Origin of the sequence: Candidatus Thiothrix sulfatifontis (assembly GCA_022828425.1) — a bacterium.
Taxonomy (GTDB): Bacteria; Pseudomonadota; Gammaproteobacteria; order Thiotrichales; family Thiotrichaceae; genus Thiothrix; species Thiothrix sulfatifontis.
Window position 1 is genome coordinate 527,243 of the sequence record CP094685.1, and the last position, 25,546, is coordinate 552,788.

Consider the following 25,546-nt stretch of genomic DNA (forward strand, 5'->3'; position numbering starts at 1 on the left):
ACCACAATTCTCACACTGTTATGGTTGATTGACATTGACAGTATAGATGCAATGCCAGTGTTGTTGAGTGTGATAGAGATAAAAGGTAGGTTAGGCGCGAAACACAGTCCAGCGGATTTGTTTGCACGCGGGCGTGTGCTTGGCGGAAAATGCAGGCTCTTCACCACGGGATCTTTTTTTCATGCTCACTGATTCAGAACTTCGCGCCCGTCTGCATTTCTGGCGTGCCAAAGGCATGGGCCCTAGCAGCCTGCGGCGACTTGTGGAACATTTCGGCGGGGCAGCGGAAGCCTTGCGCGTGTCTGACAGTGCCTTGCTGGAAGCGGGTTTGAAACAGGAAGGCATTGCCGCCTACCGTGCGCAAGACCGCGAAGCCGCGCTCCCCGATTGGCGCTGGCTGGAAGCCGCCGCTGATCACCACATTCTCGTGCCCGAAGACAGCCGTTACCCCGCCTTGCTCAAACGCATCCGCACCGCGCCGCCGGTATTGTTTGCTCTCGGCAACCCCGATTTGCTGAATGACCCGCAAATCGGCATGGTCGGCAGCCGCAACCCGACCCAAGGCGGCAAAGAAAACGCCCGCGCCTTTGCCGCGCATTTCGCCACCAATGGCCTCACCGTCACCAGCGGTTTGGCGGTCGGCATTGACGCACACAGCCACGAAGCCGCGTTAGACGCCGGGGGCAATACCCTCGCCGTGGTCGGTAACGGTCTCGACATTATCTACCCGCTGCGCAATCGCAAACTGGCGGAACGCATTGCCGCGCAAGGTTGCATCGTCTCCGAATTCCCCATCGGTATTCCTGCGCACCCGCAACATTTTCCGCGCCGCAACCGCATTATCAGCGGCATGAGTTTTGGCGTATTAATCGTGGAAGCGGCTTTGCAAAGCGGCACACTTGTGACCGCCCGCCATGCGATGGAACAAGGGCGCGAAGTATTTGCCATTCCCGGCTCGATTCATAACCCGTTGGCACGCGGTTGCCACCATTTGATCCGCCAAGGTGCCAAATTGGTCGAAACGGCTAACGATATTTTGGAGGAAATTGCGCCACAACTAAACGTTTGGTTACAACAAGATAAGGCGAATCCGACAACACCCGGACAAGCGGTATTGAACCTATCTGCGCAATTACCCGACACCGATACCTTTGATCCCGAATACGCGCAAGTGCTTGATGCGTTGGGCTACGAACCGCTACCGATAGACCAGATTATCCTGAATACAGGCTTGACCGCTGAGGCAGTTTCATCCATCCTCCTTATGCTTGAACTGCACAACCTTGTAGCAGCATGTGGTGGTGGGCATTACATGCGATTGGGGTCAGGAACTGGAAACTGATGAAAGAAAATACGCTGGACGTTCTCTTCTACCTTTTCGACAATTATCCCGACATGGGTGACAACCTGCCGGAAGACCGCGCCTCCATGCACGGTTATTTGCAAGACGCTGGTTTCCTGAACAGCGAAATTACCCGCGCTTTCGATTGGCTGGAAAGTCTTGGTGACGACGCCGAGCGCGTGGAAGTGACCTACCGCTCGTGCACCACGCGCATCTTTTCCCCGCAAGAACGTTATTGGCTGGACGGCGAATGCCAAGGCTATTTAATATTCTTGGAACACGCGGGCGTGATCAGCGCGGAAGCCCGCGAACAAATCCTCGACCGCGTGCTGGAATTGCAAGACGACGATTTCAACCTCGACCGCCTCAAATGGGTGGTATTAATGGTCTTGCTGAACCGCCCCGAAGAGGGCAATAGCTTTTTCTGGGCAGAAGGCTTGAGCGTTTCCGGCGAAGCCCCGGTGTTTCACTGAAGAAGCATTCACCCGACTGAAGGCTTGTGGCATCATAGCGCCTTTGTGTGAACAACTAACAGGCACTGCCATGACAACCCAACCTAACTGGTTTACTGAACTTTCCGATTCCGGCACGATTTTCGGGCTGGAATTAACCGATGCGGGCAAAATTCACGAAGAGCAAACCCCGTTCCAAACGCTGGCTATCTACGACACTAAAACCTTCGGCAAGCTGATGACGCTGGACGGTTGCACGATGGTCACGACCCGCGACAACTTCGTTTACCACGAAATGATGGCGCACCCGGTATTGTTCAGCCACCCCGCACCGAAGCGCGTGTGCATTATCGGCGGCGGCGACTGCGGTACCTTGCGTGAAGTCTTGCGTCACCCCGAAGTCGAAGCTGCCATTCAAATCGACATCGACGAGCGTGTTACCCGCGTGAGTGAGATGTTTTTCCCGGAATTGTGCGAATCCAATAACGACCCGCGTGCGACACTGGCGTTTGAAGACGGCATTGCGTGGATCAATAACGCCGAACCGGGTTCGTTGGATGTGCTGATTGTGGATAGCACTGACCCGGTGGGGCCAGGCGCAGTGTTGTATAGCGAAGAGTTTTTCCGTGGCTGCTGGCGGGCGTTGGGCGAAAACGGCTTGCTGGTACAGCAAAGTGAATCGCCGTTGGTTCATGCGGAGAAAATCATCAAGCCGATGCACGATACCATGCGTAAGGCGGGTTTCAGCGATACGAAATTGCATCAGTTCCAGTTGGTGAGTTATCCGACGGGGTGGTGGAGCTGCACGATTGCGGCGAAAGCGGGCAAGGTGGAATTTGCACGGCAAGCAGCGGCGGAAGCGTTGGCGTTCCCGACCAAGTATTACAATGCGGGTGTGCATCAGGGTAGCGCGGCGCTGCCGCAGTTTATGAAGGCATTGCTGGGTTAAAACTTAATTCTCAGGACTGGAGGATTGGCTTGATGAGGGCATACCTGCATTAAGCCAATCTTCCAATACATCCAATGTAAGACTTGATCAATAGACGGTGAAAATTAATGTTGACGCGAGAAAATGCAAAAACTTTAGTAAAAAACACCATCAAGAACAGCATTACAGAATTTGCTGCCAAGTCCCTCAAGAAGTCCGCCCTATGTAACCTATAATAGTAACCATGTGTAAGGTTGTTGAAGGTTAATTATGTACTCTGTCGCACAAGTTGCCGATATGTTGGGCGTCTCAAAGGAAACGCTACGCCGTGGGATAACAGCGGGAAGTTGCCCTCTACGCGCAACCCTATGAATAATTACCGTTTTTACGACAAAGACCAGTTGCGGCAATTCGAGGAATTACGCTTCATCTTTGATGATTCCAAACGCCCGGTAATCACCCAAACCGATGCCTATAAAACCATTGAACTGTTCGCGGGTGCAGGTGGTTTAGCGATTGGGTTGGAAAAAGCTGGGCTCAGATACTGTGTTGCTTAACGAAATCGACAAAAATGCCTGCGATACCCTCAAGACCAACCGCCCTCACTGGAACGTGCAATGTGGCGATATTGGCAAATTAGATTTTACGCCGTACCACAACCAAATTGACCTGGTAACGGGTGGTTTTCCCTGCCAAGCCTTTAGTTATGCAGGCAAAAAAATGGGCTTTGAAGATGCCCGTGGCACACTGTTTTTCGAGTTCGCCCGCGCCATCAAGGAAACCAACCCCAAGCTGTTTATGGCGGAAAATGTGCGCGGCTTACTCAACCATGACGGTGGTAAAACGCTGGAAAATATCCGTTCCGTCATCAGCGAACTGGGCTACACGTTGCTTGAACCGCACGTGATGAAAGCCATTTTCTACCGTGTCCCACAAAAACGTGAACGTTTACTGCTGGTTGGTATCCGCAACGATCTTGCCGGATTGGTAAAATTCCACTGGCCCCGCCCTTACCAAAAAATCTACACGCTCAAAGATGCGTTGCAAGCGGGTGAACTGTTTCCTTGCCATGTTCCCACCTCCGCTGGGCAAGGCTACCCTGCCAAAAAAGCCGCAGTGATGTCACAAGTTCCCCCCGGTGGTTACTGGCGTGATTTGCCGGAAGACGTGCAAAAAGCCTACATGATGCAAAGTTATTACCTCGGTGGCGGCAAAACCGGCATGGCACGGCGGATGCACTGGGATGAACCTTGCCTCACATTGACCTGCGCTCCCGCACAAAAACAGACGGAACGTTGCCACCCCGAAGAAACCCGTCCGTTTACCGTGCGCGAATATGCCCGTATCCAAACCTTCCCGGATGATTGGCAATTCAAGGGGGCGTTGACTTCGCAATACAAGCAGATTGGCAATGCTGTGCCCAGCAACATGGCGTATGAACTGGGTTTGTCGCTCGTGGATTTTCTGAATCGACTTTGCAAGGAAACTGAAGTAATGCCTGCGGGAATGCCCGTACAACAAACCCTTAAATTCGGCTGATGCCCTAACCCTAAGTATGAATCCAAATGACGAACTAAAAACGAACCACTGATTGCTAAAGGGAAACTATAAGCATAAAATGCAAAAAAGTTTCCCGTGGAGTCAATCATGTACGAAGTCAGAGCGTCAACGGTGTTGCAGTGTCTTGAAGAGGCTGCGCACTACTACAACCATTCCGAAATTGCTGAAAAGCTGGGAGTTAATCCCAGCACCGTCGGACGCTGGCTAAAACATGAGACAGAGCCAAAACATGGCATTCTGTACGGCCTGCAACAGATGTTAATGCCGTTTGGCAAACCCGCTGACAGTGCCGATTTCACCTTCATCGACCTGTTCGCGGGAATTGGCGGCATTCGCAAGGCATTTGAACTGCAAGGGGGGCGCTGCGTATTTACCAGCGAATGGGACGCTTACGCCCAACGTACCTACCACGCCAACTTTGCCGATGGGCAACCGATTGCCGGGGATATTACCGCGATACCCGAAGCGAACATTCCGGCACATGACGTACTATTAGCCGGTTTCCCCTGCCAGCCGTTTTCGATTGCGGGAGTCTCGAAGAAAAATGCCCTTGGACGGGCGCACGGTTTTGAGGATGAAACTCAAGGCACGCTGTTTTTCGATGTGGCACGTATTATCAAAGCCAAACGCCCCGGTGCATTCCTGCTGGAAAACGTCAAGAATCTGCAATCCCATGACAAGGGCAATACGTTCCGTATCATCCTGCATACCCTGCGGGAAGAACTCGGCTATCAAGTTCACTGGACAACCATTGATGGGCAGCACTGGACACCCCAGCATCGTGAACGCACGGTCATTGTCGGCTTCCGCGAACCAACCGCATTTAGCTGGGATGCACTGCAATTGCCGGGCAAAGGGCGCATCACGCTAGGCAACATTCTACACAAGACCGATGGTAGCGAACCTGTACTGGAACACGACGAAGGCCGCTATTTCGATCATGCCAACCGCAAGATTCATGACAAATACACCCTAACCAACAATCTCTGGAAATACCTGCAAGATTACTCTGACAAACACAAGGCTAAGGGTAACGGCTTTGGTTTTGGGCTGGCGTATGCCAATAGCGTGACCCGCACCCTTTCCGCCCGTTATTACAAAGACGGCTCGGAAATACTGGTCTGGCAAGGCGAAAACAAAAACCCGCGCCGCCTCACCCCGCGAGAATGTGCGCGGCTGATGGGCTACCCAGACACTTTCCGTATTCCGGTGTCGGATACACGGGCGTACAAGCAGTTCGGCAACTCAGTGGTGATGCCTGTCTTCCGCGAAGTTGCCCGCGTGATGAAACCTTGGATAATGCAACAAACTTACAAACCCCTGATGGCTGATATGTGGATCAATCAGGATGACTCAACCCCTTTATTTGTAATGGAGACAGACTATGTTGTCAGTAGAAATGATTCCCGCACTTACGGATAAAACAGCGGCTGGTACAGGGGTATAGCGGGAGAAAATTTATCGTGCAAGACGAAAATACCAGAACTGGAACATCTATGGAATCAATCAACTCGCTCTTACAGCTCATGGAATCACATGGAGCAATCCGTTTCTATGCGAAAAAGTTAGCGCCTAACGATAACTCAAAAAATCAGTTCTACCTTGGAGGTGGCTTTTCTGCCTTGCACACTATTCCTCATGGTTCCCTCTACGTAGACGATAGCAATATAGCTAAAGGCAAAACGTCACGCACAAAAGCCGATGTTACCTTCTATTGGGTCGATCAAGAACGGACGTTATCTTGCCCCGAATGCTCAGCTTATTCTGTATCCCGAATACCCGGAAGTACGCATGTCTGGGCTTCTAAAAGGTTGCCGTCATGCCCCCTCAAGCGTGATCGCTTCCCGCGATGAAGGCAGGACATTGTTCATTGGTATCACCCCAAACGGCGATGTATTGGGTTACGCTGCTACCCCGGATGACCCGTTGAGCAAGGAGCTTTATGCGCTTACCAGCAATAACATCAACGTCAGCAGTGTTCTTATTGAGCTATTCCCACCTGATAAAAAGCAAAATACCCGCGTTCTGCTATTGGAAGCCCTCAAAGAAATTTGTGAGAAAAATTGGATAGCTTCACAGAAACTGGGGAAAGATGGTGTGATCACACCTTACAGTGCCAGAAATGGCGGCGGCTATACGTTGGAGGCTGAACTGGGTATTTCCCCCAATGGTTACTCAGAACCCGATTACCTTGGATGGGAAATCAAACAGTATGGAGTCAATGACTTCCGTTCTTTTAAGCCCAAAAGCCCCGTAACACTGATGACACCCGAACCCACTGGTGGATTTTATTGTGATAACGGCGTACCTGATTTCCTGCGTCGCTTCGGCTATCCCGACAAAAGTGGCAAGGTTGACCGCATCAATTTTGGCGGCATTTATACAATCGGTCGCACCTACCACGCCGACACAGGCTTACGTTTGATATTAGATGGCTACGATCAGCAATCGGGGAAAATCACCGATATGGCAGGCTGTATTGGCCTTGAAACCCAAGCTGGAGAAATAGCTGCATCGTGGAGCTTTAGCGGTATGCTGGATCATTGGAACCGCAAACACGCGCAAGCCGCTTATATTCCGTCGCTATTTCGGACTCCGCCGCCAGAATATGCCTTTGGTTGCCAAGTTTTGCTGTGCGAAGAAACCGACTTCTTGCTGTTCCTGAAAGCGATAGCAAACGGAACCATTTCCTATGACCCCGCGATCAAGATGGAAAAAGCCTCATCCCAAAAACCTGTAACCAAGCGGCGTAGTCAGTTTCGGATTAAACACGACAACCTCATCAACCTTTATTACAAACTGATGTTACGCAGCCCTGAGTACCTGTAGCTCATCAAAAGCGATACGAACTGCTTTGGCGTAGAGTTTTGCCCGTAAGGCAAAGTGGTTAAGATGTTTGCTGATGGTCAAACACTCCATTTTGAAGACGGCGACGATGGAGGCGAATAAGTGATTCGCTTGAGTTTTGGCAGTGTGGGCAGGGGATTTGGCAAATGCCGCATTGGATTTGAGCGATTTATGGAAGACCTCGACTTTCCACCGTTTTTGGTAGGTTGTCGTGATTTCGTCCCACTCTGCCACCAACTTGCTACAAACCAGATACAAAATGCCGCTGCTGCCGTCTTTGTTCGTAAAGATTTGCCGGGCGAGTTTGACGGGGAATGTCAGCCCCTTCAAGTAGCCCGTGATGGCTTTTTGTTCTGTCCATGCCAATTGGTCGAGCCGTGTGTAACGTTTTGCCTTGCTGTCTGCTTCGCTCAATGCCACTAATCGGTTACTTTTCAATGCCATAATGAAGTCCTTTTGCCGTTTCTCCTTGATGTGTTCCATATTCTCGGCGGAGGCGAACCAAATGTCGCTCAACACCCATGAAAATTTCAGTTGGTTTTGAATGCAGGTGTCAATCATTGAGCGCATTTGCTCATTTTTGGTGACACCGCTGCACCGTTTTTCTTGGCGTGTCTTGATGTCGCAGAAACGGAACGGTTTTCGTATCAGCTCAAACGCGACGGGAATGGATGCTCCATTGCTATGGTACAGGCAGTTCAATAGGTTGATTCCCTTGATATTGCGTCCTTTGCAGTGGTCGTAATGCCAACAAATCAGATCGCTTTCGTCCATATGGGGCTTTTCTTGCACCGTATCGTCGAAAATCAGGATGCCATCGGCTGATTCGACCTCCCTGACAGTCTTTTTTACCTGTTTCCATAGGTCTTTCGAGGTGTACTCATCTCCCGGAAGAAAACGACTGATCGCATCGTGGCGAATTTCGCCATCCAGTACGTTGCGATAAACCCGTTGCTGTGGCGTAGCCAAAAGTCACGGTCAGGTAGTCGGTGTAGAGGTCAAGGCGTGTTTGATTCATACCTGAAATATAGTCGATGAGCGGTCGGACTGCGTAACATCAGTTACAAACATGAGACTGTCGATCTTTCATCAGAAAAACTAAGCCTGCAACACATCCCAATGAACCTCAACCTCACCCTTATCACCCGCGATATAAGCAGAGTCGCCGGTAATTGTGATCGACAAATCCATCGTGCGGCTCACCAACGCCGCCAGCGCTTCAATCTCTTCTGCGGGGAAGCGGTAAAACGCCGCATCCAACTGGCTAAACTTCTTCAGATTTTGTGACCACCAGACATCCGACTTGCTGTTAAAGCTGTAAACACGCACTGCTCGCGCCCGATGCTTCGCCTTTTTGATCCGTTCTGGGGTGGGTTCGCCCAAATCAATCCACAGGGCGATTTGCTCATCCATCGTGCGTACCCAGATGGCGGGTTCTTCCACGTCTTCCAGCCCTTTGGTCAGCTCAATTCCTTCCTGAGCATTGAGGCAATACGCCAAAATCCGCACCATCATGCGCTCCAACGTTTCGGAGGGGTGCTGGGCAATGGTCAGATTCAGGAATCGTAGTAATTGCGTTCCATATCCGATAACGCAATTCTGGCTTTGTAAATGGTTGGTTTGATGGCCACGGTAAACCTTGTCTGTTGGGTTGCTGGAAGGGTGCGTGCGCATACTAACATTACACTGACAAAACATCAGAGGTTAGGCATTTTCCTTGTCTGTTATGATAAGCAAGCTGTCAGAGCCATGATAAAACGAACAGGAAACCCTCATGAAAACACAGGCAGAGCTTCTCCCATTACTCTCCCATTTGCTGGCACTCCCCGCAGAAACCGAGTGGCTGGAGTTCAAGGAAGCCAAAGAGCATTTCGATTTCACCAAATTGGGTAAATACTTTTCCGCTCTCAGCAACGAGGCAAACTTGAATCGGCAAAGCGCAGGCTGGTTGATTTTCGGTGTCAACACGCACCATCAAGTGGTTGGCAGCAACTACCGCCCCGACCGCGCCCAACTGGATAAACTCAAAAAGGAAATCGCCGACAAAACCAGCGGCAGGCTAACCTTTACCGAAATTCACGAGGTACAACATCCGCAAGGTCGAGTGGTCATGTTTGAAATTCCACCCACACCGACTGGGATACCCACCGCATGGGAAGGTCATTTCTACGGGCGTGAAAATGAATCACTCTCCCCCTTATCGTTGTCAGAGCTGGAACGTATCCGCCATCCTGCCCACCCAGACTGGTCAGCCCAAACCATCGCGGATGCCACTTTGGATGATTTGCTGCCCCAAGCTATCCTGAAAGCCCGCCAGCAATACCAAGAAAAACACCCACATCTGGCTGAACAGGTCGATAGCTGGAATGACACGATCTTCCTCAACAAAGCCAAAATCACCATTGCTGGGCGCATTACCAACACCGCTATCCTGTTATCTGGGGGCGACCTGAATCCGTTCACTGGCTTTCCCCCGCCCAAGCTCAAATGACGTGGGTCTTAAAAGATGCTCAAGGCAATGATCGCGATTATCAGCATTTCTCCCCACCCTTTTTGCTGAACACCGATGCCTTGTTTGCCAAGGTACGTAACCTGACTTACCGTTACCTGCGGGAAAATACCCTGCTGCCAACCGAAGTCAGCCAATACGATTCATGGGTAATCCGCGAGTTGCTGCACAATTGCATTGCCCATCAGGATTATGCTTTGGGTGGACGCATCAATGTGGTGGAGCAAGAAGATTCCCTGCTGTTCACCAATATGGGGAAATTCCTCCCTGATTCGGTGGAATGGGTGATTGAACACGATTCACCACCAGACCAATACCGCAACCCGTTCCTTGCCCAAGCAATGGTGGAACTCAAAATGATCGACACCATTGGTAGCGGCATCAGGCGGGTGTTCAATAAACAACGGGAGCGTTTCTTCCCGCTACCGGACTGACGATTTGCATGACCCGCAACGGGTACGGGTGCGTTTGTACGGCAAGATTTTAAACGAAAACTATACCGTGCTTTGCTAAACAATACCGACTTGCTGCTACACGAAGTCGTTGCACTAGATTGTTTGCAAAAAGGGCAAGTCTTAACAGACGAGCAATTCCGTCTGCTTAAACACCGCAAATTGGTAGAAGGGCGGCAGACCCAACCTCTATGTTGCCGCCGCAGTCGCGCAGGCTACTGAAGGAAAAGCCGCCTATATCCGACATCGTGGCTTTGATAACGCCTACTATAAAAATTTAGTGGTTCAGTACTTACAGGAATGGAAAGAAGCCAGCCCAAACGACATGAAAAGATTACTACTAGAGAAAACTTCCCGATATTTTGGATTATGATCAAAAAAAGAACAAAATTAAAAATCTGTTACAAGAAATGGTTCAGGAGGGGACTATCCAAAATCAAGGAAAGAAGGGCAAAGGAGCTAAATGGGTTTTGCAGAATTAGCTTAATAACCAAGACATTCCTAGACTAATATTTCCCTAAGTATTTGATTAAATGTAACAATAATAAGATTCTTTACTTGATTTAACTGCTTGTTTTAGCTTAACCAACACAAAAACGCCCGCATCAGCGGGCGTTTTCATCATCACTCACCACCAGCCCACTTACGTCGCCTGATAGTAGAGATTCTGCGGATGATTCGCCTGTGCGAAGAAGAACCAGCGTTCCGCCAGCAAGCCAACGTACTGAATCAGCGCCGAGGCTAACAATACCAACGCAAGCTGATTCGACCAACCAATCACCATCAAGGTCACTGGCACAATAAAAGCCACAATCAAAAAGAACAATTTCACTGTCTGCAAAAATTGCGGGCTTTGGTGGTGGAAGAATTCACGCGTGTTGAACGACCCACCCATAGCGCCTTGTGAAATCTGCGTGATTTTCGGGTGACGTACTCCAATAGCGGTACAAACCGTGCTTTTATGCTTAAGGCGTCCATTGCGGCGCAACGCAAACATGCGGCTCACAAAGCCCACCAGCGTGAACAATACTGCCCAGAAAATGTACGCATCCACCAAACTGCTACCGAAATAAGCGCCCAGCGCGGCTGCCAATGAGAAACCGGAAGCCAACCCTAGCAAGGTGTAATTCACAATCGTAAACGGCGTTGCCCATTCCTGAATGAATTTCACCGCTGCATAAATCATCCCCGTGCAAACGTACAGCAAAAATGCCAGCAAACCGGCGGCAAAACCGACAATTAAAGTCAGTTTGATTGGCACCGCACCCGCCGTCAACATAATCGGGTCAAATCCCACATAATGCAACGCGCCCCAGATGAACGCTGCCCCGGCGAACGCGGGCAACACAATCACTTCACGCGCCAACCACGACGTGCGCCACATGGTTGCTGCTCGCCATGCCCGCTCCGGTCTTCCCAAATGGAAGAACGACGCAAACAAACCCAATGCCATGAGTACCGTCACCACGATGGTACCCACAACGTACAGCGCCAGCGGCGGCATGGCATCGCCTACGACGCCGAACGTATTATAAACTTGGCCGGTGTACAGCGCCAAAAACAAGCCCTGACCCGTACCAATCAATGTGGTCAAAAAAATGACCGAAAAAGCAGGATGCATAAATCCAATCTCCTTAGAACAGGAAGTCGTCCAACGATGGCAGGTCAGCACTGACCGGCGCACGGTGTTCTTCTTTCTTCAACGGGTTATCAATACGGTGTAAAGACTCTTCAGTTACGTGCGACTTGATTTTTTGCCGAGGCAAATAATGGTTCGCGGGTCGCGTTCCCCATTCCGGCATCAATTGATAGCCGCCACGTTCGCTGATTGCCACCGACACGGCTGACAGCGGGTCATGCACGTCACCAAACAGCCGCGCATTGGTCGGGCAAGCCAACACACACGCCGGTTTGCGGCGGTCTTCGCGCAAGGTCGTGTCGTAAATCCGATCCACGCACAAGGTACACTTCTTCATCACCTTCTGCTTTTCGTCGATTTCCCGCGCACCGTAAGGGCACGCCCACGAGCAATACTTGCAGCCAATGCACTTGTCGTAATCGACCAGCACAATGCCGTCTTCCTTGCGCTTGTAGCTTGCCCCTGTCGGGCAAACGGGCACGCACGGCGGGTCTTCGCAATGCAAACAGCTTTTCGGGAAATGCACCGTTTCGACGTTGGGGTATTCGCCCACTTCAAAAGTTTGCACGCGGTTAAAGAACGTACCCGTCGGGTCTTTGCCATACGGGTTTTTGTCCACCATGCCACCGCCGCCTTCGCTGGAGGTGTTCCATTCTTTGCACGAGGTGACGCAGGCGCTACAGCCGACGCACACATTCAGGTCAATCACCAAAGCCAACTGGGTCATCTTACTTACCCCCTTTGAACATGTTCTTGAATTTGCCAGAACCACCCACGAAGGTCAGCCACTTGCCCACAGGCTTCGCCATACCGGGGTAACGCGGCTGAGTCGGGAATTGCGGGAAAGTCGAACCTTGGTCTTTCTCGTCCGCTTTGTAGACTTTGACGCGCACATCGAACCACGCCGCCTGCCCGGTGATCGGGTCAGAGTTGGAGATATGTTCGCCTTCCGCCTGATTGGGCAGCTCTTCGCCGATAATGTGATTCAGCAAGAAACCACGGGTGCATTCGTTGGCATCTTTTTCCAGACCCCACGCGCCAGAGGCTTTGCCAATCGCGTTCCAAGTCCACACCGTGTTCGGCTCGACCGATTGCGAGTAACGCGCTTCGCAACGCACGCGCCCGTGGGTGGATTCTACCCAAATCCAATCGCCGTCTTCAAAGCCGTACTTTTCGCCGACGCTGGGGTGCATGTGCAAATAATTGTGCGCGTGAATTTGGCGCAACCACGCATTCTGCGAATCCCACGAGTGATACATCGCCATCGGACGCTGCGTCAACGCACTCAGCGGAAAATCCTGCTTATTGATCATCTCGTTTTCGAGCGGCTCGTGGTAGAACGGCAGCGCATCGAAGAAACGTTCCACCCGTTTACGCAAGCGTTCCGGCGGCTGCTTGCCGTGCGAAATGCCTTGCGCGGCGCGGCGGAATTTGTGCAGCACCTCGGAATACAGGTGGATATTGATCGGCTCGGCGTGACGCACTAAACCGTTAGCCTTCGCCCATTGCAAATAGCCTTCGTTCCAGTTACGCATGTACTGGTAGGACTTCGGCATCACATGGTGGTGCATACAATTGTTCTTGGCGTACTGTTCCCACTGATTCGGGTTCGGTTCGCCACGCATGGTCTTTTGACCGTTCTGCCCACGCCAGCCGCTCAAGAAACCAATGCCGGAACCGGGCGCGGTTTCAAAATTGACAATGAAATCGGGGTAATCGCGGAATTTGCGCTTACCCTCTTTGTCCGTGAATGCCGGGAAGCCCAAGCGCGAACCGAGTTCAATCAACACTTCTTGGAACGGCTTGCAATCACCTGTCGGCGGCAAAATTGGAATTCGTACCGAATCAACCGGGCCGTCGAATTCGGAAATCGGCCGATCCAGCATCGACATCACGTCATAGCGTTCCAAATACGTGGTATCCGGCAAAATCAAATCCGCAAACGCGGTCATCTCCGAATGGAACGCATCGCACACCACGAGGAACGGGATTTTGTACTCGCCGTTCTCATCCTTATCCTTAAGCATGTCGCGGACTTCGGTGGTGTTCATGGTGGAATTCCACGCCATGTTCGCCATGAAAATCAGCAAGGTATCGAGCTTGTACGGGTCGCCGCGCCATGCGTTGGTAATAACGTTGTGCATCAAACCGTGTACCGACAGCGGGTATTCCCACGAGAACCCTTTGTCGATCCGCACCGGCTCGCCCTTGTCATCGACAAACAAATCGTCCGGGTCAGCAGGCCAGCCCAACGGCATCCCATCCAACGGGGTATTCGGCTTGACCGCATCCGGCGACGTACCTGTTTTCGGGCAAGGCGGAATCGGGCGCGGATACGGCGCTTTGTGGCGGAAACCACCGGGGCGGTCAATCGTACCCAACAACGACATCAGAATGCTTAACGCACGAATGCTTTGGAAACCGTTGGAATGCGCCGCCAAGCCACGCATTGCATGGAACGCCACCGGGTTGCCAACCACGTGATCGTGCTCATTGCCCCACACGTCTGTCCACGCAATCGGCAATTCGATTTTCTGGTCACGCGCCGTAATGCCCATTTCATGCGCTAAACGCTTGATGGTGTCCGCCGGAATGCCAGTAATGCCTTCCGCCCATTCTGCGGTGTAGCTTTCGACGCGCTCACGCAGCAATTGGAACGCGGGTTTCACCGGGGTGCCGTCTTTCAGCTTGAATTCGCCAGTCAAAAACGGGTCAACACCGGGGGTATGAGTTGAAATCGGCTTATTGAGGTCGCGATCCCACCACAGCTTGTTTTGCGCATCAAAACAGCCTTCTTCATGCGGTACTTCAAAGCGCAGGAACATGCCGTATTCACGGTTGTTCGGATCCATATTGACCAATTCGGGGCCGTTGGTGTAATTCACCACGAAGTCGCGGTCATACAAACCTTGCTCAATGATTTCGCGGGTAATCGCCAGCAACAACGCGCCGTCGGTACCGGGGCGGATCGGAATCCACTCATCCGCCACCGCTGCATAACCCGTGCGCACCGGGTTAATCGCAATCATGCGTCCGCCGTTGCGCTTGAACTGCGACAACTCGATTTTCAGCGGGTTGGAATGGTGGTCTTCCGCCGTGCCGATCATCACGAACAATTTCGCGTGGTGCAGGTCGGGGCCGCCGAATTCCCAGAACGAACCGCCGATGGTGTAGATCATGCCCGCCGCCATATTGACGGAGCAGAAACCACCGTGTGCCGCGTAGTTCGGCGTGCCGAATTGCTTGGCAAACAAGCCGGTGAGGGCTTGCATCTGGTCACGCCCGGTGAACAGCCCGAACTTTTTCGGGTCAGTGGCACGGATGTGGCGCAGGCGAGTTTCGAGGGTGTCGAAGGCTTCTTCCCACGTAATGGTTTCAAACTGCCCTTCGCCACGGGTTGCGTTGGCTTTGCGGCGCAACGGCGTGGTCAGACGGGCAGGCGAATACTGCTTCATAATGCCGGATGAGCCTTTGGCACAAATCACGCCTTTGTTGAGCGGGTGATCGGGGTTGCCCTCAATGTATTTCACCTCGCCATTTTTGAGGTGGACATTGATACCGCAGCGGCAGGCACACATGTAGCAGGTGGTGCTTTTGATTTCGGTTGCTTGATTAATTTGAGTAGTCATATCAGTAGGTAACTAAATAAGGGATTACTGAATTACAGCATTACGCTGATAGTGCTTGAGATAGATCAAGGAATCAATAATAAAAATTATCTATGACTATAGAATTTTTCTATTGCAAGATAGAACAACCCACAAGGGATATTTGTATCGCCGTTATGACTATCACATAGGGAATAAGCCGTTGTCATGGCAACGATTTCAGCCGGTATAATGCCCCGTCGCTCTCATCCGTCAGCACATACAAATACCCATCCGGCGCTTGCTGAATATCCCGAATCCGCCCGATCTCGTCTTTCAGCAAGCGTTCCTCAGCCACATAGCGATTCCCATCCAGCGTAACGCGCGAAATCAATGCAAACTTGAGGGCGCTGACCAGCAAATTGCCTTGCCAGCCGGGGTATTTGTCCCCGGTGTAAAACGTCATGCCTGCGGGTGCAATCGAAGGTGTCCAATGCAATACCGGCGGTTCCATGCCCGCTTTTTCCTTCAAACCCGCCCCGACTTTGCCGCCGCCGTATTCTTCGCCGTAAGTGATCACCGGCCAGCCGTAGTTCGCGCCTGCTTGCAGAATATTGATTTCATCGCCACCTTGCGGGCCGTGTTCGCCCGTCCACACCTGCCCGGTGGTTGGGTGTAGCGCAATGCCCTGCACATTTCGATGCCCATAGGTATAAATTTCCGGCTGCGCCCCGGCGGTGTTGACGAACGGATTATCCGCCGGAATCCGTCCATCATCCTGCAAGCGAATCACGCTGCCCGCATGATTTTCCAGCATTTGCGCATTCTCACGCTCCCCCCGATCGCCCAGCGTCAGGTAAACGTAACCGGCACGGTCAAACGCTATCCGCCCACCAAAATGTTGCCCGCCAAACGATTGCGGGGTGGCCGCAAACAACACCTCAAGCTGTGTCAATGCGCCATCCTGATAGCGCCCGCGAGCCAAATGCGTGCTGTAACCGTCATCACCCTCCGCCGCATAAGCAAAGTATAACCAACGGTTTTGCGCAAACTGCGGGTGCAACGCCAAGCCCAACAAGCCACCTTGCCCTTGCTCAGCAATCGCTGGCAGGCCACTCACCGGCTTGGGCAATAAGGTGTTGTCTTGAATGCGCCGCAATCTGCCCGCCCGTTCACTGACCAACACCTCACCATCCGGCAGAAATACCATCCCCCACGGATGTTCCAGCCCCGCAACCAGTTTGGTCGCCGTCAGTGATTCAGCCGCCAACGAAGCAGAAAAAGCCAGCAATGACACCAGCATTACTGGCAACCACCACCGACGTAAGCCATGCGCAAAAGTTGACATCGAAGCCTCCGTTAAAACACACCATTCCTTTGAGTATAGTGAAGCTATCCACCCTTTTCCCGACATCCATCAAGCAAATCCTCACGCAACACTGCTAGGCTATCCACAAATAAGAAAACCAAACCGTTTTCCGTACCAAAGGAAGCACCACATGTTTCAAGTCAGAATCCACGGGCGTGGTGGGCAGGGCGTTGTCACTGCCGCCGAAATGCTCTCCATCGCCGCCTTTGTCGAAGGCAAGCATTCACAAGCCTTTCCCAGCTTCGGCTCCGAGCGCATGGGCGCACCCGTCATGGCGTTTTGCCGTATTGACGATAAGGAAATCCGCCTGCGTGAACCCGTCCTCACCCCCGACGCACTGATCATTCAAGACCCCGGTCTGCTGCATCAGGTCAACCTGTTTGAAGGGCTGGCGGAACGCGGTTACATCCTCATCAATTCCAACCATTCGCTAAGTGAACTGGGGCTGGACACCTTCTTGCAAACGCATCCCGGCGAACGCATCAGCGTCATTCCCGCCAGCGAACTGGCTCTCAAGTACGTCGGTCGTCCGTTGCCCAATGCCGCTTTGCTGGGTGGTTTTGCCGCCCTCACCGGGCTGATCCAGATGGAAGCGTTGCAAGCCGCCATCCGCCAAAAGTTCAGCGGCAAGATTGCCGAACAGAACATTGCCGCTGCGCAAGCCGCCTTTGCCCAAGTGCAGGCCACCTTACCGGGAGGAAACCCATGCTGAAACAGATCGAAGGCTCTCAAGCCATCGCCGAAGCCATCGGCCTGTGCCGCCCGGAAGTGATTTGCGCCTACCCCATCACCCCGCAGACCCACATTGTGGAAGGCTTGGGGCAAATGGTGGATCGGGGCGAAATTCAGCCGTGCGAATTCATCAATGTCGAATCCGAATTTGCCGCGCTGTCAGTTGCCATCGGCGCGAGTGCTGCCGGGGCGCGGGCTTACACCGCTACTGCCAGCCAGGGCTTGCTGTTCATGGCGGAAGCGGTCTACAACGCCTCCGGTTTGGGTTTGCCCATCGTGATGACCATTGGCAACCGCGCCATCGGCGCACCGATCAATATCTGGAACGACCATCAGGACAGCCTGTCGATGCGCGATTCCGGCTGGATTCAGCTTTACGCCGAAACCAATCAGGAAGCGGTCGATTTGCACATTCAGGCGTTCCGGCTGGCGGAAGAGCTTTCCGTGCCGGTGATGGTGTGCGTGGATGGTTTTATCCTCACCCACGCCTACGAGCGGGTGGATATTCCCGCACAGGCACAGGTCGATGCTTACCTGCCACCGTTCGAGCCGCGCCAACTCCTTGACCCCATCCACCCCGTCACCATTGGCGCGATGGTCGGGCCGGAAGCCTTCATGGAAGTGCGCTACCTCGCGCATTACAAGCAGATGCAGGCACTGGGGCTGATCCCGGAACTGGCGGAGGAATTCCAGCAGCAATTCGGGCGCGATTCCGGTGGCCTGATCAAGCCGTACCGCAGCGAAGATGCCGACACCATCGTAGTTGCGCTCGGCTCAGTCAACGGCACGATCAAGGATGTGGTGGATGAACTGCGCGATGCAGGCATGTCGATCGGCTCGCTGGCGATTAGCACTTACCGCCCGTTCCCGCACAAGGCGGTACGCAGTGCGCTGGAACACGCCAAACGTATCGTAGTGGTGGAAAAATCCCTCGCGCTGGGCATTGGCGGCATCGTTGCCACCGACGTGCAGATGGCGGTGGCAGGCTTGCACAAGCCGGTACATACCGTGGTCGCAGGCTTGGGCGGTAGACCGATTACCCGCGATTCCCTGCGCAAGCTGTTCCACCGGGCGGATTCAGGCCATCTGGAACGGCTGGAATTTCTCGACCTCAAGCACGATGTCGTCCACGCCGAAATTGCCCGCATGGAAGCCGGACGCCGTTCCGGGCCGATTGCGGAAAACATCCTGCACAGTGTCGGCACTGTCGCCAGCCAGATTCGCTAGGAGAACAAACATGGAAACCACCATCAAGTTTTACCAGACCGACACTTTCACCGTCGGCAACCGCCTGCTGAGCGAGCAAGAGCGCAGCGTGCAGGCGGGAATGCAGCGCACCAACGCGCTCAATTCCGGGCATCGCGCCTGTCAGGGGTGCGGCGAAGCACTGGGCGCACGGTTTGCGGTAGATGCGGCAATGCGGGCGGCGGGCAATGACCTGATTGCCTGCAACGCCACCGGCTGCCTCGAAGTCTTTTCCACTCCGTACCCCGAATCTTCTTGGCAATTGCCGTGGATACATTCGCTGTTCGGCAATACCGCAGCGGTCGCCACAGGTGTCGCGGCGGCACAGCGGGTCAAGGGCAAAACCACCCGCGTACTGGCGCAGGGCGGCGACGGCGGCACGACCGACATCGGTTTCGGCTGCCTGTCGGGGATGTTTGAGCGCAACGATGACGTGCTGTACATCTGCTACGACAACGAAGCCGACATGAACACCGGGGTGCAACGTTCGTCCGCCACTCCACCTGCCGCCCGCACTGCCACCACCGTACCCATCGGGCAACATCCCAACGGCAATGTATTCGGCAAGGGCAAGAGCGTACCGCTGATTGCGATGGCGCATGAAATCCCCTACGTGGCGACTGCCTCCGTCGCCGATTTGCGCGATCTGGAAGCAAAAGTCACCAAGGCGATGAGTATCCACGGGGCGCGTTACATCCACATCCACGTACCTTGCCCGCTGGGTTGGGGCGCAGACCCGGCGCACACCATCAAACTGGCGCGGTTGGCGATTGAGTCCGGCCTGTTCCCGGTGTTTGAGGCCGAACATGGCGAAATGACCGGGCATCGCGCCATCCGCGAACAAGTGCCAGTGGAGGATTATTTGAAGCTGCAAAAACGCTTCGCCCATCTGTTCCGCAATCCCAAGCAGGTAGCGGTGATTGCGCAATTGCAGGCGATTGCTGACCGCAATATCCGCCGCTTCAAATTGCTTGAAAAGAAGGGGGCTGCTGTATGAGTATCGAAAAACCATTCGCGATTACGCTGGACAAAAATACTAGCCTTGCCAACCACACTGGCTCATGGCGCAGCAAGCGCCCGGTGTACGTTGACCGTTTGCCTCCTTGCAATGCGACTTGTCCGGCAGGGGAAAACATCCAGAACTGGCTGTTCCATGCCGAATCGGGCAATTACGAAGCGGCATGGCGTTCGCTGACTGAAAACAACCCGCTGCCTGCGATCATGGGGCGGGTGTGTTACCACCCTTGTGAAGGTGCGTGCAATCGCGGGCAACTGGACGAGGCGGTCGGTATCAATGCAGTGGAACGTTTCCTCGGCGATGAAGCCTTGAAACAAGGTTGGGCATTCGCCAAGCCTGTTGTGGAAAGCGGCAAGCGCGTGCTGGTGGTCGGTTCAGGGCCTGCGGGTTTGTCCGCTGCCTACCATTTGCGCCGCATGGGGCATGGCGTGACCATTGTCGAGGCGGAAACGGCGGCGGGCGGCATGATGCGTTACGGCATCCCGCGCTACCGTTTGCCACGTCAGGTGCTGGATGCCGAAGTGCAGCGCATTGTGGACATGGGGGTGGAATTGCGCCTTGATACCCGCGTGGATGACGTGCTGGCAATGCAGGCGACGGAAGGTTTCGATGCGGTATTCCTCGGCATTGGCGCGGGGATTGCCAAGCGTGCCTACATTCCGGCAGGTGATGCCAGCCACATTACTGATGCGGTCAGCGTGCTACACGAAGTCGAAGACAGCCAGCCTTTGCTGGGGCGCAAGGTGGTGATATACGGCGGCGGCAATACCGCCATCGACGTGGCGCGTACCGCCAAACGGCTGGGGGCGGAAGAGTCCATCATCATCTACCGCCGCACCCGCGACAAAATGCCCGCCCACGATTTCGAGGTGAAAGAAGCACTGGAAGAAGGCGTGAAGCTGAAGTGGCTTTCCACCATCACCGAAGCGGGAGAAGGCAGCATCACGATTGAGAAAATGGCGCTGGACGCGAAAGGTTTCCCGCAACCGACCGGCGAATTCGAGACCTTGCCTGCCGATTCGGTGGTGCTGGCGCTGGGGCAGAACGTGGAACAGACGCTGCTGGAACACATCCCCAGTCTGGCAATGAAGTGGGACAGCGTGCAGACCGACGCGGTAATGATGACCAGCCATGACGGTGTGTTTGCCGGGGGCGACATGGTGGAGGGCAGTGAGCGCACCGTGACTGTGGCGGTCGGGCATGGCAAGAAGGCGGCGTGGGCGATTGATGCGTGGTTGCGTGGCGAATGTTACCAGCCTGCGCCCAAGCATGAGCCTGCCACTTTCGAGCGCCTCAACACCTGGTATTACGCCGATGCGGAAAAGACAGTGCGTCCGGTGCTGGACATTATCCGCCGCCAGTCCACCTTTGACGAAGTGGTCGGCGGGCTGGATGAAAGCAATGCCCTGTTTGAGGCGCGGCGCTGTTTGTCGTGCGGCAATTGCTTCGAGTGCGACAACTGCTACGGCGTCTGCCCGGATAGCGCGGTGATCAAGTTGGGGGCGGGCAAGCGATTTGCGTTCAACTACGACTACTGCAAAGGCTGCGGGCTGTGCGCGGAGGAATGTCCGTGCGGGGCGATTGTGGTGGTGTTAGAGGACAAGTGAACAGCAAGGCACGGCTTTAACCCTTGTGTTTAGCCGTGTGGTACAAAAACGCGGGGCAGTCGGTTACTATCGGTATCCAAACATTATCAAGAGCGCACACACATGGACATGATGGAATCCCTCAATGTACTCGGTACCGAGCTTGAAGAATGCGGGGTCAAACCCGTGACTGGCTTTTTCCGTGACGGCTCCTGCAATACCAACAAACAAGACGTCGGCTCACACACGGTATGCGCAGTCATGACGCAGGATTTCTTGGAATACAGCCGTGACCGAGGCAACGATTTAATCACCCCAATGCCCGAATACGGTTTTGCTGGTTTAAAACCCGGCGATCGCTGGTGTTTGTGCGCCGGGCGTTGGTTAGAAGCCTTCAAAGCCGGAAAAGCCCCACGGGTCGTGGTACGTGCCACGCATCAGGCTTGCTTGCGGTTGGTGTCATTGGATGACTTGAAAGCTCATGCCATCGACTTATCGTGAACCCGACGGGGTGGAGGTGCACATCCCGATTACGCTGCTCACGGGTTTTTTGGGCAGCGGCAAAACCACGGTACTCAATAACCTGTTGAAACCGTCGTTTTGGGAGCGTTTGTTACGCGCACCACCGCTTACTGCGGTAATCATGAACGAATTCGGCAGCATCGGGCTGGATCACCAACTCGTCGATAACACCCAAGGTACGATGGCGCTGCTGTCCGGCGGGTGCGTTTGCTGCGAAATCCAAGGTTCACTCGTCCCCACCCTGAAAAACCTGTGGATGGGGCGACGCGACGGCAAAATTCCCCCCTATGAACGCATAATTATCGAAACCACCGGTATCGCCGACCCCACACCGATCCTCGAAACCCTGCTGCGTTCCGACTGGGTAGCCAAACGCCATTATTTGGATGGCGTTGTGACCACGGTGGATGCGGTATTCGGCAACGGACAGCTCGACCAACATTTTGAAGCCGTGCGTCAAGTCGCGGGTGCAGACCGCTTGCTGCTCACCAAAACCGACCTTACCGACGCTGCCGCCATCCAACAGCTTGAAGCACGGCTGGCAACGCTCAACCCTGCGGCTCCTATTGTCCACGTCCAACACGGCAATGTTGACCCCGACCACGTGTTCAAACTCCGCGCCTACCACCAATCCGAACCCGTCAAAGCCAAGCAATGGCTTGCGGCAGAAAACTTCCGCGTCGTGACCGCAAGTTTGCCACTCAAACAACCCGGCATCCTCAACCCCAACGTCCCCACGCACGGTGGCACGGACGGGCGCATCCGCAGCTTTTCCCTGCAATTCGACCAGCCTTTGCCGTGGGCAGGGGTCTCCGAAGCACTCGACACGCTGGTGGAATTTTGCAGCGCCCGCCTGTTACGCATGAAAGCCATCGTCAACGTGCAAGAATACCCCGGTCGCCCCATTGTGCTACACGCGGTGCAACACCTGTTTTACCCCTCGGTGGAACTCCCCGCATGGCCTGACGCTGACCAGCGCAGCCGCTTTGTGTTCATCACCGCCGACCTCGACGAAGCTTTTGTCAGCAATTTATTGGCTTCATTTACCCAAACTGTGAAGACTGCAACGCCTACTGGAAAATAATGAACGTGATCGAACTGCAAAACCTGCATTACCGCTGGCAAGGGCAAAGCCGCGACACGCTGGCAATTGCCGCATTGCACGTCGCCCAAGGCGAACACCTGTTTATTCGCGGCGCCAGCGGCAGCGGCAAAACCACCTTTCTCAATTTGCTGGCAGGCATTTTGCGCCCTGCCAGCGGCAGTTTGACCGTTCTGGGTCAAGCTTTGCACAGCATGAACAATTCTGCCCGCGACCGTTTCCGTGCGGATCACATGGGCGTGATCTTCCAGCAGTTCAACCTGTTGCCGTATCTGTCGGTGCGCGAAAATGTGCAGTTACCTTGCCATTTTTCCACGCGCCGCAAGCAGCAAGCAGGGGATATGCAAGCCACCACCAACCGCTTGCTGGAACATCTGGGGCTGGATCGCAACTTGTGGGAACGCCCCGTCACCGACCTGAGCGTGGGGCAACAACAGCGCGTCGCCGTCGCCCGCGCCCTGATCGGCAGCCCCGAATTGATCATTGCGGATGAACCGACCTCGGCGCTGGATACCGATACCCGTGATGGCTTTCTAAACTTGTTATTCAAAGAAGCGGCGGCGCAACATAGTACCATCGTATTTGTCAGCCACGATCCGCACATTGCCAGCCATTTCTCGCGCGTGGTGGATTTGAGTGACGTGAATCAACCCAACAAGGATCGGACAAACCCATCACCAACACCAACACCAACACCAACACCAACACCAACACCAACACCAACACCAACACCAACACCAACACCAACACCAACACCAACACCAACACCAACACCAACACCAACACCAACACCAACACCAACACCAACACCAACACCAACACCAACACCAACACCAACACCAACACCAACACCAACACCAACACCAACACCAACACCAATGATACAAGCAGAACAACGCCTCGATCATGCCAAACTACGGGCATTGCAACCGCCGCTACCCATAACCAGTGAAACTCTAAATCGAGTCATGGGGGCGTGGTATCGAAAAGATCAACCGCGAAAACAACGAGCCACACTTGACCCGCCATCAACTGGCTCAACGCCTATCACTAACACCCGATAGCGTAAAACATCACCTGCAAAAATTGAAAACCGCAGGACGTATCGAGCATGTAGGTTCAACCAAAGCAGGCTATTGGAGAGTCTTGAAATGAATACAATCCCCACCCAAAAGCAAAACAACAACCCACTGCACGGCTTAACCTTGCAAACCATCCTCACCGAGCTGGTCGACTACTTCGGCTGGGAAGGCTTAGCCGACCGCATCCCTGTGCGCTGCTTTGCCAGTGACCCCAGCATCGCCTCCAGCCTGAAATTCCTGCGCAAAACCCCCTGGGCGCGGGAAAAAGTCGAAGGGCTGTACGGCTTCATGTTGCGTGAAAAGCGCCGCGAATCATGATCCTACTTCACCTCACCCTCCGCAGTTTGTGGAATCGCCGCGCCAGTTTGCTGCTCACGTTGTTTTCCATCGCCATTAGCGTTTCGCTGTTGCTGGGCGTGGAATACATCCGCAAAGAAGCCAAAAGCAGTTTCCTCAGCACCATTTCCGGCACCGATTTGGTGGTCGGCGCACGCAGTGGCCCGGTGCAATTGCTGCTCTACAGTGTGTTCCGCATCGGCAACGCCACCAACAATATCAGTTGGCAATCGTACCAAGAGATCGCCAGCAAACCGCTGGTGGACTGGACAATCCCCATCAGCCTCGGCGATTCACACCAAGGCTATCGGGTGTTGGGCACGAATCAGGATTATTTCCGTTACTACCGCCACGGCGATAAACGCTTGCTGGAATTTGCCGCTGGCAAGCCGTTTGCAGGCGTGTTTGATGCCGTCTTGGGCGCAGAAGTGGCACGCAAACTCGGCTACCAACTCCACGACAAAATAGTGATTGCGCACGGTGCTGCCGCGACCAGCTTTACCTTGCATGACGACAAACCGTTTCAGGTGGTGGGCATTCTTAAACCCACCGGCACGCCGATTGACCGCACCGTGCATGTCTCGCTGGAAGGCATTGAAGCCATTCACATCGACTGGGTAGGGGGTGCAAAAGTCCCCGGCTATCAAATCAGTGCCGAGACCGCCTTGCAGAAAAACCTGCAACCTAAAGTGATTACCGCCTTCATGGTCGGGCTGAAAAACCGCGCTGCCGCGTTTCGAGTACAACGCGAAATCAACGACTACAAACGCGAACCCTTGCTGGCAACCGTCCCCGGCGTGGCGCTGGCAGAACTCTGGCAAGCCATTGGCATGTTTGAAAACGTGTTGCGCATTATCACTGGCTTTGTGGTGATAGCGGGCTTGCTGGGCATGTTGACCACGCTACTGTCCACCTTGAATGAGCGGCGGCGCGAAATGGCAATTTTACGGGCAGTGGGCGCACACCCGCGTCAGGTGTTCCTGCTGTTTGTGCTGGAAGCGGGGGTATTGGCGGTATTCGGTGGCTTGTTGGGTGCAGCGCTGGTGTGGGTTGGGGTATTAGCGGCACGTCCGTGGGTGATGGCGGAATACGGGTTTTACCTGAGCACTTGGCTCCCGACTTGGCATGAAGGGCTGTTGCTTGCAGTGGTGGCGCTGCTTGCGTTACTGTTCAGCCTGATTCCGGGGGCAATTGCGTATCGGCGTTCCCTGCAAGATGGTTTAACCGTAAGAGTTTAA

The 25,546-nt window shown here is 53.9% G+C and carries 22 protein-coding genes and 3 pseudogenes; 19 read left to right on the forward strand and 6 right to left on the reverse strand.

Annotation, left to right across the window (positions count from 1 at the left end; translation table 11 throughout):
- The first annotated feature begins 181 nt into the window (after positions 1–181).
- The 8 genes and pseudogenes from dprA to L3K52_02750 all read left to right on the forward strand — a co-directional run bounded on the left by dprA (position 182) and on the right by L3K52_02750 (position 7,111).
- Complete coding sequence (gene dprA, locus L3K52_02715) at positions 182–1,342, forward strand: DNA-processing protein DprA (protein UOG92655.1); 1,161 nt, start codon at positions 182–184, stop codon at positions 1,340–1,342.
- On the forward strand, positions 1,342–1,815 hold the full coding sequence (locus L3K52_02720) for a DUF494 domain-containing protein (GenBank protein ID UOG92656.1): 474 nt from the start codon (positions 1,342–1,344) through the stop codon (positions 1,813–1,815). The genes dprA and L3K52_02720 overlap by 1 nt, the downstream gene beginning before the upstream one ends.
- A gap of 70 nt (positions 1,816–1,885) precedes the next feature.
- On the forward strand, positions 1,886–2,743 hold the full coding sequence (gene speE, locus L3K52_02725) for a polyamine aminopropyltransferase (protein UOG92657.1): 858 nt from the start codon (positions 1,886–1,888) through the stop codon (positions 2,741–2,743).
- Positions 2,744–3,090: 347 nt separating this feature from the next.
- Complete coding sequence (locus tag L3K52_02730) at positions 3,091–3,279, forward strand: hypothetical protein (GenBank protein ID UOG92658.1); 189 nt, start codon at positions 3,091–3,093, stop codon at positions 3,277–3,279.
- Complete coding sequence (gene dcm / locus L3K52_02735) at positions 3,269–4,261, forward strand: DNA (cytosine-5-)-methyltransferase (GenBank protein UOG92659.1); 993 nt, start codon at positions 3,269–3,271, stop codon at positions 4,259–4,261. Before L3K52_02730 ends, dcm (L3K52_02735) begins: the two co-directional genes overlap by 11 nt.
- A 108-nt stretch (positions 4,262–4,369) precedes the next feature.
- A pseudogene (locus L3K52_02740) lies at positions 4,370–4,446 on the forward strand (hypothetical protein).
- A 130-nt stretch (positions 4,447–4,576) separates the two neighbouring features.
- Positions 4,577–5,587, forward strand: a pseudogene (gene dcm / locus L3K52_02745) (DNA (cytosine-5-)-methyltransferase).
- Positions 5,588–5,983: 396 nt separating this feature from the next.
- Positions 5,984–7,111, forward strand: a complete 1,128-nt coding sequence (locus L3K52_02750; GenBank protein ID UOG92660.1) for an MvaI/BcnI restriction endonuclease family protein — start codon at positions 5,984–5,986, stop codon at positions 7,109–7,111.
- Here the strand turns inward: L3K52_02750 and L3K52_02755 are convergent.
- A pseudogene (locus tag L3K52_02755) lies at positions 7,088–8,147 on the reverse strand (transposase). The gene L3K52_02750 and the pseudogene L3K52_02755 overlap by 24 nt on opposite strands.
- A gap of 80 nt (positions 8,148–8,227) precedes the next feature.
- Positions 8,228–8,803: a YaeQ family protein gene (locus tag L3K52_02760; GenBank protein UOG92661.1), complete on the reverse strand. Its 576-nt coding sequence runs from the start codon at positions 8,801–8,803 to the stop codon at positions 8,228–8,230.
- A gap of 100 nt (positions 8,804–8,903) precedes the next feature.
- Here L3K52_02760 and L3K52_02765 point away from each other — a divergent pair, with 100 nt between their 5' ends.
- Positions 8,904–9,620, forward strand: a complete 717-nt coding sequence (locus tag L3K52_02765) for an ATP-binding protein (protein ID UOG92662.1) — start codon at positions 8,904–8,906, stop codon at positions 9,618–9,620.
- The gene (locus L3K52_02770) at positions 9,617–10,072 is read left to right on the forward strand and encodes a hypothetical protein (protein UOG92663.1); all 456 of its coding nucleotides are present in this window, start codon (positions 9,617–9,619) and stop codon (positions 10,070–10,072) included. The genes L3K52_02765 and L3K52_02770 overlap by 4 nt, the downstream gene beginning before the upstream one ends.
- A 661-nt stretch (positions 10,073–10,733) precedes the next feature.
- On the opposite strand, the gene L3K52_02775 is transcribed toward L3K52_02770, so the two are convergent.
- The 4 genes from L3K52_02775 to L3K52_02790 form a co-directional block, all read right to left on the reverse strand.
- A complete protein-coding gene (locus L3K52_02775) occupies positions 10,734–11,711 on the reverse strand; it encodes a dimethyl sulfoxide reductase anchor subunit (protein UOG92664.1) in 978 nt (325 codons plus the stop codon).
- A 13-nt stretch (positions 11,712–11,724) separates the two neighbouring features.
- Positions 11,725–12,456: a 4Fe-4S dicluster domain-containing protein gene (locus tag L3K52_02780; protein UOG92665.1), complete on the reverse strand. Its 732-nt coding sequence runs from the start codon at positions 12,454–12,456 to the stop codon at positions 11,725–11,727.
- Position 12,457: 1 nt separating this feature from the next.
- Positions 12,458–15,358 carry a molybdopterin oxidoreductase family protein gene (locus tag L3K52_02785; GenBank protein UOG92666.1) on the reverse strand — a complete coding sequence of 967 codons (2,901 nt, stop codon included), beginning with the start codon at positions 15,356–15,358 and terminating at the stop codon, positions 12,458–12,460.
- A gap of 184 nt (positions 15,359–15,542) precedes the next feature.
- A complete protein-coding gene (locus tag L3K52_02790; protein UOG92667.1) occupies positions 15,543–16,664 on the reverse strand; it encodes a PQQ-dependent sugar dehydrogenase in 1,122 nt (373 codons plus the stop codon).
- 151 nt (positions 16,665–16,815) lie between these two features.
- Between L3K52_02790 and L3K52_02795 the strand changes: the two genes are divergently transcribed.
- The 9 genes from L3K52_02795 (at position 16,816) to L3K52_02835 (ending at position 25,546) form a co-directional block, all read left to right on the forward strand.
- Complete coding sequence (locus L3K52_02795; protein ID UOG92668.1) at positions 16,816–17,397, forward strand: 2-oxoacid:acceptor oxidoreductase family protein; 582 nt, start codon at positions 16,816–16,818, stop codon at positions 17,395–17,397.
- Positions 17,391–18,644, forward strand: a complete 1,254-nt coding sequence (gene porA, locus L3K52_02800; protein ID UOG92669.1) for a pyruvate ferredoxin oxidoreductase — start codon at positions 17,391–17,393, stop codon at positions 18,642–18,644. The genes L3K52_02795 and porA overlap by 7 nt, the downstream gene beginning before the upstream one ends.
- Positions 18,645–18,654: 10 nt before the next feature.
- A complete protein-coding gene (locus L3K52_02805; GenBank protein UOG92670.1) occupies positions 18,655–19,659 on the forward strand; it encodes a thiamine pyrophosphate-dependent enzyme in 1,005 nt (334 codons plus the stop codon).
- The gene (locus tag L3K52_02810; protein ID UOG92671.1) at positions 19,656–21,287 is read left to right on the forward strand and encodes an NAD(P)-binding protein; all 1,632 of its coding nucleotides are present in this window, start codon (positions 19,656–19,658) and stop codon (positions 21,285–21,287) included. The genes L3K52_02805 and L3K52_02810 overlap by 4 nt, the downstream gene beginning before the upstream one ends.
- A gap of 108 nt (positions 21,288–21,395) precedes the next feature.
- Positions 21,396–21,767 carry a DUF2237 domain-containing protein gene (locus tag L3K52_02815; GenBank protein ID UOG93958.1) on the forward strand — a complete coding sequence of 124 codons (372 nt, stop codon included), beginning with the start codon at positions 21,396–21,398 and terminating at the stop codon, positions 21,765–21,767.
- Complete coding sequence (locus tag L3K52_02820) at positions 21,748–22,872, forward strand: GTP-binding protein (protein ID UOG92672.1); 1,125 nt, start codon at positions 21,748–21,750, stop codon at positions 22,870–22,872. Before L3K52_02815 ends, L3K52_02820 begins: the two co-directional genes overlap by 20 nt.
- Positions 22,872–23,954: an ABC transporter ATP-binding protein gene (locus L3K52_02825; protein UOG92673.1), complete on the forward strand. Its 1,083-nt coding sequence runs from the start codon at positions 22,872–22,874 to the stop codon at positions 23,952–23,954. Before L3K52_02820 ends, L3K52_02825 begins: the two co-directional genes overlap by 1 nt.
- 87 nt (positions 23,955–24,041) lie before the next feature.
- The gene (locus tag L3K52_02830; protein UOG92674.1) at positions 24,042–24,290 is read left to right on the forward strand and encodes a VF530 family protein; all 249 of its coding nucleotides are present in this window, start codon (positions 24,042–24,044) and stop codon (positions 24,288–24,290) included.
- On the forward strand, positions 24,287–25,546 hold the full coding sequence (locus L3K52_02835) for an ABC transporter permease (protein ID UOG92675.1): 1,260 nt from the start codon (positions 24,287–24,289) through the stop codon (positions 25,544–25,546). Before L3K52_02830 ends, L3K52_02835 begins: the two co-directional genes overlap by 4 nt.

Excerpts from the sequence above, each read along its gene's own strand:
- dprA (UOG92655.1), top strand. The coding sequence starts at position 182 with ATGCTCACTGATTCAGAACTTCGCGCCCGTCTGCATTTCTGGCGTGCC.
- L3K52_02720 (UOG92656.1), top strand. The coding sequence starts at position 1,342 with ATGAAAGAAAATACGCTGGACGTTCTCTTCTACCTTTTCGACAATTAT.
- speE (UOG92657.1), top strand. The coding sequence starts at position 1,886 with ATGACAACCCAACCTAACTGGTTTACTGAACTTTCCGATTCCGGCACG.
- L3K52_02730 (UOG92658.1), top strand. The coding sequence starts at position 3,091 with ATGAATAATTACCGTTTTTACGACAAAGACCAGTTGCGGCAATTCGAG.
- L3K52_02750 (UOG92660.1), top strand. The coding sequence starts at position 5,984 with ATGTTACCTTCTATTGGGTCGATCAAGAACGGACGTTATCTTGCCCCG.
- L3K52_02760 (UOG92661.1), bottom strand. The coding sequence starts at position 8,803 with ATGCGCACGCACCCTTCCAGCAACCCAACAGACAAGGTTTACCGTGGC.
- L3K52_02765 (UOG92662.1), top strand. The coding sequence starts at position 8,904 with ATGAAAACACAGGCAGAGCTTCTCCCATTACTCTCCCATTTGCTGGCA.
- L3K52_02770 (UOG92663.1), top strand. The coding sequence starts at position 9,617 with ATGACGTGGGTCTTAAAAGATGCTCAAGGCAATGATCGCGATTATCAG.
- L3K52_02775 (UOG92664.1), bottom strand. The coding sequence starts at position 11,711 with ATGCATCCTGCTTTTTCGGTCATTTTTTTGACCACATTGATTGGTACG.
- L3K52_02780 (UOG92665.1), bottom strand. The coding sequence starts at position 12,456 with ATGACCCAGTTGGCTTTGGTGATTGACCTGAATGTGTGCGTCGGCTGT.
- L3K52_02785 (UOG92666.1), bottom strand. The coding sequence starts at position 15,358 with ATGACTACTCAAATTAATCAAGCAACCGAAATCAAAAGCACCACCTGC.
- L3K52_02790 (UOG92667.1), bottom strand. The coding sequence starts at position 16,664 with ATGTCAACTTTTGCGCATGGCTTACGTCGGTGGTGGTTGCCAGTAATG.
- L3K52_02795 (UOG92668.1), top strand. The coding sequence starts at position 16,816 with ATGTTTCAAGTCAGAATCCACGGGCGTGGTGGGCAGGGCGTTGTCACT.
- porA (UOG92669.1), top strand. The coding sequence starts at position 17,391 with ATGCTGAAACAGATCGAAGGCTCTCAAGCCATCGCCGAAGCCATCGGC.
- L3K52_02805 (UOG92670.1), top strand. The coding sequence starts at position 18,655 with ATGGAAACCACCATCAAGTTTTACCAGACCGACACTTTCACCGTCGGC.
- L3K52_02810 (UOG92671.1), top strand. The coding sequence starts at position 19,656 with ATGAGTATCGAAAAACCATTCGCGATTACGCTGGACAAAAATACTAGC.
- L3K52_02815 (UOG93958.1), top strand. The coding sequence starts at position 21,396 with ATGATGGAATCCCTCAATGTACTCGGTACCGAGCTTGAAGAATGCGGG.
- L3K52_02820 (UOG92672.1), top strand. The coding sequence starts at position 21,748 with ATGCCATCGACTTATCGTGAACCCGACGGGGTGGAGGTGCACATCCCG.
- L3K52_02825 (UOG92673.1), top strand. The coding sequence starts at position 22,872 with ATGAACGTGATCGAACTGCAAAACCTGCATTACCGCTGGCAAGGGCAA.
- L3K52_02830 (UOG92674.1), top strand. The coding sequence starts at position 24,042 with ATGAATACAATCCCCACCCAAAAGCAAAACAACAACCCACTGCACGGC.
- L3K52_02835 (UOG92675.1), top strand. The coding sequence starts at position 24,287 with ATGATCCTACTTCACCTCACCCTCCGCAGTTTGTGGAATCGCCGCGCC.